The sequence below is a fragment of the Pseudanabaena sp. SR411 genome (genome assembly GCF_002251945.1).
Classification (GTDB): Bacteria; Cyanobacteriota; Cyanobacteriia; order Pseudanabaenales; family Pseudanabaenaceae; genus Pseudanabaena.
Genome location: NZ_NDHW01000031.1, coordinates 1 through 5,294 on the forward strand (window position 1 = coordinate 1; position 5,294 = coordinate 5,294).

General features: G+C 41.3%; 4 protein-coding genes. 1 reads left to right on the forward strand and 3 read right to left on the reverse strand.

All coding sequences use genetic code 11. The features are described from left to right. The first annotated feature begins 370 nt into the window (after positions 1-370). The gene (locus B9G53_RS00860) at positions 371-820 is read left to right on the forward strand and encodes a DUF29 domain-containing protein (protein WP_094528435.1); all 450 of its coding nucleotides are present in this window, start codon (positions 371-373) and stop codon (positions 818-820) included. A gap of 52 nt (positions 821-872) precedes the next feature. Here the strand turns inward: B9G53_RS00860 and accC are convergent, their stop codons facing one another. The 3 genes from accC to gorA all read right to left on the reverse strand — a co-directional run bounded on the left by accC (position 873) and on the right by gorA (position 5,067). After that, a complete protein-coding gene (gene accC, locus B9G53_RS00865) occupies positions 873-2,237 on the reverse strand; it encodes an acetyl-CoA carboxylase biotin carboxylase subunit (RefSeq protein WP_094528436.1) in 1,365 nt (454 codons plus the stop codon). 341 nt (positions 2,238-2,578) lie between these two features. After that, entirely contained in the window at positions 2,579-2,842 is a 264-nt protein-coding gene (locus B9G53_RS28280) for a hypothetical protein (protein ID WP_094528437.1), read from the reverse strand. 854 nt (positions 2,843-3,696) lie between these two features. After that, a complete protein-coding gene (gene gorA / locus B9G53_RS00875; protein ID WP_094528438.1) occupies positions 3,697-5,067 on the reverse strand; it encodes a glutathione-disulfide reductase in 1,371 nt (456 codons plus the stop codon). Between the last annotated feature and the right edge of the window lie 227 nt (positions 5,068-5,294).

A 5,294-nucleotide genomic window follows, 5' to 3' on the forward strand; every position in this document is an offset into this window, starting at 1 on the left:
CTAAAAATCCATATACCTGTTGACGAAATTCCTGTAGTTTGTCAATAATCATGGCTGTAGATATGTCTTTCTTTTTTATCTACTTTAGGCAGTTTGTATCTCTTTTACTCTGCCTTTCTTACCTTTTTTAGTCTAAACTCCAGTTAGATAGTAAAATCTTGTGTAATGATTGTGAAGCCCTTGCCATCAAAATTACCTAGAGTAGCTGTCTATCTCGATGCTGACATGAAAAAAGAYTTRGAGACACCTTGCTAAATTAGACAAGCGAAGTGTTTCTAACCTTATCTATGCTTGGGTTGTAGATAATATTGAGTCTGCCAAGCGCGAGGGGAAATTAGGCGATCGCACCAATAGTAAAGGAGCTAAATAAATGACACAAACAATTGCACCATCATCCTTGTACGAGCGTGACCTTAATTTGTGGTTAGGTGAAGCGATCGCCAAATTAAAGGCGGGTGATTTTCAAAATCTTGATGTTGAAAATTTAATAGAGGAGCTAGAGGGATTGGCTGGTAGAGATCGGCGTGAGGTATCAAATAGACTTAAACGATTGATCGAACACATACTCAAGCGCTGCTATGTCGATATGCCTGAATGTTATAGAGGATGGGAAGTCACGATCATCAATCAGCGTGATGAACTTGATGAAATTCTGAGTCAGTCCCCAAGTCTTAAACAGGTTTTTTTACAATGTTTTGATGATGTGTTTAAAAAAGCCTTGCGACTCGTAAAAACTGAATACCATGAGGTTTCTTTCCCTGATACATGGCAGTTCGGGCGCGATATCGACACAATGCTAAATGTTGATTTTTGGGAGTAGCGATCGCACTAATAGTTCTAAATAAAAAAAGCACCCCATCGGGGTGCTTTCTTTATTCACGTTCCGCCAGTCTCGCTTGCAGCAATGGCACATAGTTGGTATACACATGCCCCAATCTAAATTCCTCATCATCTAAAACCTTCTGATGAAAAGGAATTGTCGTTGGTACGCCTGTAATTGCACATTCACGCAAAGCTCGCTTCATGCGTAAAATCGCGGCATTGCGATCGCTGCCCCAGACAATCAACTTCGCAATCAGCGAATCGTAATAGGGTGGAATCACATAATCGGTATAAACGTGAGAATCCATACGCACACCAGGACCACCAGGGGGCAAATAGCCACTAATCTTTCCGGGATTGGGACGGAAATTGTGATCGGGATCTTCGGCATTGATCCGACACTCGATCGCATGACCGCGAATCTCAATATCTTTTTGCTGGAAGCGTAATTTCTCGCCTTGGGCAACTCGTAACTGTTCGGCAATCAAGTCAATACCTGTGATCATCTCCGTTACAGGATGCTCAACTTGAATGCGAGTATTCATCTCCATGAAGTAAAACTTGCCGTATTTATCCAGCAAAAATTCAACTGTCCCCACACCGAGATAGTTAATCGCTTTAGCAGCCTTTACCGCCGCATCACCCATTCTTTCGCGTAATTTGGGATTAACCGCACTGCTAGGCGCTTCTTCTAATAACTTTTGGTGACGACGTTGGATCGAGCAGTCTCTTTCGCCCAAATGCACCACATGACCATGCATATCCGCCAAGATTTGCACCTCAATGTGGCGTGGCTCCTCAATCACTTTCTCCATATACACCCCACCATTGCCAAAGGCAGCCTCAGCTTCACCTTGAGCCGCACGTAACAGACGCAGTAAGTCATCAGGATTTGTAACTAGACGCATCCCTCGACCGCCGCCGCCTGCGGTTGCCTTGATCATTACAGGATAGCCAATCTCATGGGCAATTTTAATCGCCTGCTCTTCCGACTCAATTAAGCCTTCACTACCAGGAATAGTTGGTACACCTGCCTTTTGCATCGTCTTTTTGGCGGTGGACTTGTCACCCATTGAGCGGATCGAGTGGGGGCTTGGCCCCACGAACATCAAGTTATGGTCGGCACAAATTTCGGCAAATCTGGCATTTTCTGATAAAAAACCATAGCCAGGATGTATGGCAGTAGCATTATGGGTAAGTGCTGCCGAAATAATATTGGGAATATTTAGATAGCTTTTGCTGCTAGGTGAATCGCCAATGCAGACAGCTTCATGGGCTAGTTGTACATGTAAAGAGTTGCGATCGACATCAGAATAAACAGCAACTGTCGGAATTCCGAGTTCTTCGCAAGTCCGAATAATTCGGAGGGCAATTTCACCTCGATTGGCAATCAGTAGTTTGGCGATTGGAGCCATGTTTCAGAACGGTAATTGGTGTTTGGGGTTGGGTAATCGGTGATTGGTTGCTCTGTTTTGGTAGGTTGCAAATCCCGATTGAGCTTTCAGTCATTGATTTACACTTTTGTTAGTAGACGATGACTTAGAGCTTTTGAATTTTAACTTTTTTTGGGTAGCTATGTTGATTAAGTTTGTGGTTATGTTCGTTGATAAGCGAGTTGGGGCATCAGGAAGCGATCTCTGAGGGCAGCCATAATATAGCTCTCTTAGATTTGATTAACTCGTGAATCAGATCTAAGAGAGCTATTTTTCTATATTTAAGTACTTGCATCTAAATCCCAATTTCCTCACATTGCAACTTAAATTTTGAAAGCAGCAACATCCTTACGAGAATTATTGCTGTGAGTTTGAGCAAAGGGAGTGATACGAACAGCAATTGGTTTCATTGGGCGAGGCTCTGATGGTAATCCCGGAGCATAGGACTCTAGGACATGTCCACTGCGGGTACACATTACCAATAGATAGTCACAGGCTTCGCATTGAGTTTTAACTTGGGCTAGATAAGCGAGGTGGTGACGCTCAGCGATCGCACCGCAATTGGGGCAACGTATAGATTCAATCATTTTGGTTAAGTCCTTAAATATATAAGTAGATTTTAAATAAATTTTAATAGAATTTTAGATAACTGATTGATTAAAGAGATTTAATAAACTTAGAATCAGTACATTATATTTCTCGATTATTCAGTATTTGTAATGGGTTCATCACATGAAAGGTTTAAATTTGTTCGGAGTTAAATATTTGATGGGTCTTGTCAAAAGTATTTCTAAAGGAATAGTTAGAAATATTTCAATAAATTTGAGAATTTAGATTTAGAAAAGCAAGTGTGAGATAAACTTTTAAAATCAACTTCAAACATGTACCGATTATAAGCATAAAAAATGGGGATCATTACCAGATGAGCGATCCCCGCTTCAAAAACAATTAGAACTAATTACTAGACCTTGCTTGGCTGTAAGGAGTTGATTGATGATTAAAAAATAATTAAAGATTAATACTCAATGCATAATCCTTATAAATCTTTACAAGATTTTGTTAGTTAAATAAATATAAATATATTTCAATAAGCCACAATATTTTTAAATATTTCTTCACAATATAGCTGGTTCATTTGATTTACATGTAAAGGCTATTCATAAATGGCTCTTACATGTATAGGTTTAGTGATTTCTCCAAGATTGAATTAATACCAAAACACAAAGTGGCATAGCGATTTTGTGTTTTAAAACCCTTACTGGGTTTGATTTTCAATTCACAAAAGTGTCGTCACCCTTTTGTGAATTGGTATAAGTAGATAGACATAATTAATTAATTACAAATCCAAACCCGTAAAGTTGCGCCACTGAGTGGCGCAACTTTACGGGTTTGGGTAATTTATTGTGGTATAAGTACTCGGTCTACCAATGTACCGTATTAGTTAACGCATCGTCATAAATTCTTCGGCGGCGGTGGGGTGCATTGCCATAGTGTTATCGAGGTCTTTTTTGCTCCCTCCCATAGTTACGACTAAGGACATCCCTTGAATGATCTCAGCAGCATCCTTGCCTACCATTTGTAAGCCCAAAACCCGTTCTTCTTCACCAACAACAATTAGTTTCATCATCGTTTTGGTATCACCTCCCGCAAGACTGTAAAACATCGGACGAAATTTGGTTTTATAAACTTTGATGCGATCGCCATATAGTTCTTGTGCTTTTTCTTCAGATAAGCCAACGGTAGCGGCTTCGGGTTGCGAGAATACGGCGGAGGGAATGTTGGTATGACTGATAAATCTGGGCGTATGTCCGTAAACTGTTTCGGCAAAGGCGCGACCTTCCGCGATCGCTACGGGAGTTAAATTTACCCGATTGGTACAGTCACCGATCGCATAGATATGGGGGTGATTGGTGCTGCTATCTTCTTTGACAGCAATCGCCCCGTTTACAACTTTGATATTCGCTTTGTCTAAGCTCAAAGGTGCAAGATTTGGTTGACGACCTGTTGCGGCTAGAACCGTATCAGCATGGACTTGCTGCCAATTACCCTCGCCATCCTTAAATGAAATCGTGAGATTACTTTCATCTTTAGAAGCGTTTTTAGAAATAGTTAGAGAATCGCTGTCAATGCAAGTGTGAAATTTAATCCCATGATTAACCATGCCTTCTTGGACATTGATGCGGACATCATGATCAAAACCACGCAAAACATAGTGATCGCGAATTATTTGGGTGACATCTGCTCCCAGCCCACGCATAATTCCTGCAAACTCTGTCCCAATATAACCACCCCCAATCACCGCAAAGCGCTGTGGAAATTTGGGCATTAGAAACATTTCCTTGGAGGTGATGGCGTACTCCATACCTGCTAAGTCTGGTTTAGAAGCTTCACCACCAACGGCGATGAGAATGCGTTCGGCAGTGAATTGGCGATCGCCTACAGCCACCGTATGTGTGTCTACAAATTTGGCAAATCCTGAAATTAGCTCGACATTACTTTTTTCTAAGAAGCTTATATGTAGTTTATTTAAGCGCGATATTTCTGTTTGAATGGCATCGCGGAGTTTGTTCCAGTCCAGCTTACCTGCGGGAATGTCCCAGCCATAGCCAAATGCTTCTTGAGAGAAATGCGAAAAATGTGATGCATATACCATTAGCTTTTTAGGTACACAGCCACGAATTACACAAGTACCGCCCACCAAGTCCCCTTCCGCGATCGCCACTTTTGCCCCAAATGCAGCAGCACGTTTTGAGGCGGCGAGTCCACCACTACCTGCCCCTATCACAAATAAATCGTAGTCAAAATTTGTCATAAATTTTTCTTGTCTTTTTTGTAAGTATAGATCCCCCCCATCTCCTCTTGGGAAGGCAGGGCTATTTCAAGAAAGGTTAGGAGCAAACAGAAAAAGGCTAGAGACAGACTTAGATGTGTTTTGTAATAATTTAATCCAATCAAGTCAAATAAGCTAGAAAATGAGTAATAGTCTAGTTGATTATCTCAAAGAGATACCAGATCCCCGCAAGGCAAAAGGAAGCCGAG